The 4120-nt window shown below is 67.9% G+C and carries 6 protein-coding genes; 2 read left to right on the top strand and 4 right to left on the bottom strand.

The features are described from left to right. The coding region (locus AC1DYI_RS28475) for a hypothetical protein (protein WP_477207489.1) at positions 1-272 on the top strand (272 nt) is incomplete at its 5' end. Between the two features lie 43 nt (positions 273-315). Here AC1DYI_RS28475 and AC1DYI_RS28480 read toward each other — a convergent pair. Beyond that, positions 316-921: an NUDIX domain-containing protein gene (locus AC1DYI_RS28480; RefSeq protein ID WP_477207490.1), complete on the bottom strand. Its 606-nt coding sequence runs from the start codon at positions 919-921 to the stop codon at positions 316-318. A gap of 64 nt (positions 922-985) precedes the next feature. On the opposite strand from AC1DYI_RS28480, the gene AC1DYI_RS28485 reads away from it, so the two are divergent. Continuing rightward, positions 986-1768: a DeoR/GlpR family DNA-binding transcription regulator gene (locus tag AC1DYI_RS28485; RefSeq protein ID WP_477207491.1), complete on the top strand. Its 783-nt coding sequence runs from the start codon at positions 986-988 to the stop codon at positions 1766-1768. Here AC1DYI_RS28485 and AC1DYI_RS28490 read toward each other — a convergent pair. The 3 genes from AC1DYI_RS28490 to AC1DYI_RS28500 form a co-directional block, all read right to left on the bottom strand. Beyond that, on the bottom strand, positions 1740-2417 hold the full coding sequence (locus AC1DYI_RS28490; protein WP_477207492.1) for a dienelactone hydrolase family protein: 678 nt from the start codon (positions 2415-2417) through the stop codon (positions 1740-1742). The two genes, AC1DYI_RS28485 and AC1DYI_RS28490, sit on opposite strands and share 29 nt — an antisense overlap. A gap of 10 nt (positions 2418-2427) precedes the next feature. After that, positions 2428-3783 (bottom strand): erythromycin esterase family protein, encoded by a 1356-nt coding sequence (locus AC1DYI_RS28495; RefSeq protein ID WP_477207493.1) that lies wholly within the window; start codon positions 3781-3783, stop codon positions 2428-2430. Between the two features lie 5 nt (positions 3784-3788). After that, positions 3789-4120, bottom strand: a 332-nt coding sequence (locus AC1DYI_RS28500; protein ID WP_477207494.1) for a phosphoribosyltransferase, incomplete at its 5' end; no start/stop codon positions are given.

Raw genomic sequence — 4120 nt, forward strand, 5'->3', positions numbered from 1 at the left:
TGCGTGACCTGGGAGCACCAAGAGGCGTTCGGGCGCTCGCGTCGGCGATCAACAACCACGACGTCGTGGTTGGCGTCGTCGTCGTTCCCAACGACACCCAGCCCAGCCGCGCCGCGATCTGGCGCCACGGCCGCATGCAAGCCCTGAGCGACTTGCTCGACCCGGTCACCGGCGCCGGCTGGCAGCTCTGGGACGCCCTCGACATCAACGACGACGGTTTGATCTGCGCCTGGGGCAACCTGGGCGCCGCGCTGCTGACGCCAATCAAGTAACCACCGCGCGGTTGCCTGACCCCGTGCCAGCAGGGCACAGGGGTCAGGCGGTGCGCAGCGCCCGCAGCCCGACCAACGCCGCGTGCTGCAGCAGCATGATCGTCTTGCCGTCCTGGATGCGGCCATCGGCGATGTGGCGCAGCGCGTCGTCCAACGCCAGCTCGACGACCTCGATGTCTTCGCCCTCGGCGTGGTCACCGCCACCGTCACCCTGACGGTCCAGCTCGTTGTACTCGGCGACGAAGAAGTGCAGCTTCTCGGTCACCGAGCCGGGGCTCATGTAAGCCTCGAACAGCTTGCGCGGGGCGCGCACGTGAAAGCCCGTTTCCTCGGCAACCTCGCGGCGGATCGCGTCGTGCGGGTCCTCGCCATCAAGCAGGCCTGCGCAGGCCTCGACCAGCAGGCCGTCGGCACAGCCATTGACATAGGCCGGAAAGCGGAACTGGCGCGTCAGCACCACCGTGCCGCGCTCGGCGTTGAACAGCAGCAACACCGCACCATTGCCGCGGTCGTAGGTCTCGCGGCTCTGGCGTTGCCAGCTGCCGTCGCGCCGGCGGTAGTCGAAGGTCGTCTTCTTCAGGACGAACCAGTCGTTGGACAGCAGCCGCTCTTCGATGACGCGGATCCGTGCATGTTCAGTGTCGTGCATGTTTGAATAAATTCGTGCAGTTTCGTGCAATCATAGAGGCTGACATCGCCGCAATGCAAGCCTCATGCTGACCACCCAACGCAAGCGACTGATCCTCGACCGCTTAGGCCGAGAAGGGCAGATCGTCGCCAAGACCCTGGCCGCCGAGCTGCAGATCTCGGAAGACACGATCCGCCGCGACCTGCGCGAGCTGGCCCAGGCTGGGCGCTTGCAGCGCGTGCATGGTGGCGCCTTGCCTGCCGCGGCCGCAGCAGGCGACATGAAGGTGCGCGAGCAGTTGTCGACGCAGGAGAAGGTGCAGCTCGGACGCTACGGCGCTTCACTGATCCGCCCGGGGCAGGTGGTGATCCTCGATGGCGGCACCACGGCCCTGCAGATTGCGCGCCACCTCGACCCCGGCCTGCGCGCCACCATCGTGACGCACAGCCCGACGGTGGCGGTCGCCGCCGCCGAGCACCCGCAGGTCGAGATCCTGATGTTGGGCGGGCGGCTGTTCCGGCATTCGATGGTCAACGTCGGCGCGGCGGTGATCGCTGCCGCGGCCCAGTTGCGGGCCGACCTGTATTTCATGGGAGTGACCGGCGTGCACCCGGATGCGGGCCTGAGCACAGGCGACGCCGAAGAGGCCGCTGTCAAGCGGGCGCTGCACGAACGCGCAGCAGAAACCATCGTGCTGGCGTCGGCCGAAAAATTGATGGCCGCCTCCCCTTTCGTCGTCGCGCCGCTGCAAGAGGCGGCGGCGATCGTGGTGCCGCACAAGACGCCGGATCGCACCTTGCGCGCGCTGCGCGCCGGTGGCGTCAAGGTCCGTAAGCAGCCTAACGCAGCGGTGGCAGGCAGCGTTTGAACCAATCGCGCGCCAATGCGGCCACCGCATCCAGCGCACCGGGCTCTTCAAAACAATGCGAGGCGCCCGGCACGATGGCCATCTGCTTTTCGCAGGTCAGCAGCATCAGGGCGCGCCGGTTCAGCTCGACCACCGGCGAGTCGTCGCCCCCGACGATCAGCAACGTTGGCGCGCGCACATGCTCCAGCGCCTCCTCGGCCAGATCGGGCCGACCGCCGCGGGACACCACGGCGCGCACCTCGGATCGCAACCGACTCGCCGTCAGCAAGGCCGCGGCGGCGCCGGTACTGGCGCCGAGCAACCCCATCGGCAAAGGCCCCGTGGTCTGCAGCAGTGCCAGGTACTCGGCGACGGCAGCCAAGCGTTCGGCCAGCAGCACGACGTCGAAGCGATGGTGGCCGCCGCGGCTGTCGGCGTCTTCCTCGGCCGGTGTCAGCAGGTCGGCCAGCACGGTGGCGAGCCCCGCCTCGTTGAGCACCTTGGCCACCTGACGGTTGCGTGGGCTGAAGCGGCTGCTGCCACTGCCATGGGCAAACAACACCAGGCCGGTGGCACGGGCAGGCAGGCTCAGGTCGGCGGCCAGCAGCACACCACCGCCGACAGTGATGCGCAAAGCCTGCTGAGTGGGAGCGGACAAGAGTGCATTCATGGCGGTCAACTCACAGTCCAGCAGGGTAGGTTTCGGGAGCCTCTGGTGTCCATGCAGACGTCCGCTCCAACGGCTCGACCGCGCGCGTTGTGTCGATGTGGATCAATGCGTCGAACTGCTGCGGCAGCTCTGCGTGGAAGTAGTGGCTCTGACGCTCGGTGTCTGGCCGGTAGATGACGCCGATCGCTCGCTGCAGCCGCGGCGCGCTGAGCACCTGGCTGTGGCGGCTGGCGCCGCGCAGCGGCAGCCAGAACGACTCGATGCCGACCATGTGCATCAGCCACTCGTAGCTCTCTGGCAGCGAAGGCTGCACCAGCTTGCGCTCGACCGCGCCATCCCAATCACTGGCGGCAGTCACGCTGCCGGTGTGAGTGGAGAAGCCGACCAGCACCGCGTCCTGGCCATAGCGTTCGCGCACCAGCCGGCCGACGTTCAGCTCGCCGCGCTTGCCCATCTCGGTCGCCCGCGCGTCGCCCAGGTGCGAGTTGTGGGCCCAGACGACGATCTTCGGCGGGTCGCCGCTGCCCGAGCGGCGCAGGTGCCGCTCCAGCTCGGTCAGCGTTTCCATCATGTGGCGGTCACGCAGGTTCCAGCTCGACACGTCACTGAGGTACATCGAGCGGTAGTAGGCCTCCGCGTTCTTCACCAGCCGCGCGTTCTGTTCGGCATCGAAGCCCTGCTCGGCGTCGCCGCGGCCCTGCTCCGGCGCCATGCAGGCGCGCCGCCGCAGGTCGATCAACATCGCGATCACCTCGCGCTCGCAGCCCTTGGCGGTGCCCAGTCCGGTCATCAAGCCGTAGACCTGGCTGTCACTGCCGAACTGGTCGAAGCAGGCGTAGCGTTCACGCGCCAGCTTGGCGGCGGCCGGGTCGGCCAAGTTGAGGTACTGCAGCACCGCGCTCATCGAGCCATGCAGGCTGTACAGGTCCATGCCGTAGAAGCCGGCCCTGTCGACCTCGGGGCGGGTGTCGTTGAACTCGCGCAGCCAGTCGACGAACTCGGTCACCGCGGTGTTGCGCCACATCCAGGTCGGGAAGCGCCGGAAGCCGGCAAGGGCGCCCTCCGCCGAGCTGTCGTCGCTGACGCCGCGCACATAACGGTTGACGCGGTAGGCATCCGGCCAGTCGCCTTCGATCGCCACCGCATGAAAGCCCATCTCGGCGATCAGCCGTTGCGTGAGGCGGGCGCGCTCGCGGTAGAACTCATGCGTGCCGTGCGAGGCCTCGCCGATCAGCACATAGCGCGCATCGCCAATCAGCGCCAGCAGGCCATCGTGGTCACGCTCGCTGCCGTAGAGCGGCCTGGCGGCCTGACGCAGCACGTCGCCGACTTCCGGGTCGAGACCGGAGTCGAGGTGGCGTTCCATGGCCATCAGTCCTTGGGCGCGTTGCGCCTGGCCAGCGCCAACAATTCGCGCACCTCTTCGTCGCTGGTCTGTGCGAAGTCTTCGTACCAGCGACCGACGGCGCGAAACGGCTCCGGCGTTGTCGCGCACACCACCTCATCCGCCTCGTGCCGCATCTGCTCGCACACGTCCGGCGCGGCGGTGGGCACGGCCACGACGATGCGCGCCGGTTGCTGCGCCTTCAGCGCCTTCACCGCCGCCGACATCGTGGCGCCGGTCGCCAGACCATCGTCGATCAGGATGACGCTTTTCCCCTTGATGGCCGGCGGCGGCAGGTTTTCTCTGTACAGCGCCTCAC

The sequence above is a fragment of the Ideonella sp. P3_A4 genome (assembly GCF_056403075.1).

Coding starts and splice junctions, on each gene's coding strand:
- AC1DYI_RS28490 (WP_477207492.1), bottom strand. CDS start 2,417: ATGAATGCACTCTTGTCCGCTCCCACTCAGCAGGCTTTGCGCATCACT.
- AC1DYI_RS28485 (WP_477207491.1), top strand. CDS start 986: ATGCTGACCACCCAACGCAAGCGACTGATCCTCGACCGCTTAGGCCGA.
- AC1DYI_RS28480 (WP_477207490.1), bottom strand. CDS start 921: ATGCACGACACTGAACATGCACGGATCCGCGTCATCGAAGAGCGGCTG.
- AC1DYI_RS28495 (WP_477207493.1), bottom strand. CDS start 3,783: ATGGAACGCCACCTCGACTCCGGTCTCGACCCGGAAGTCGGCGACGTG.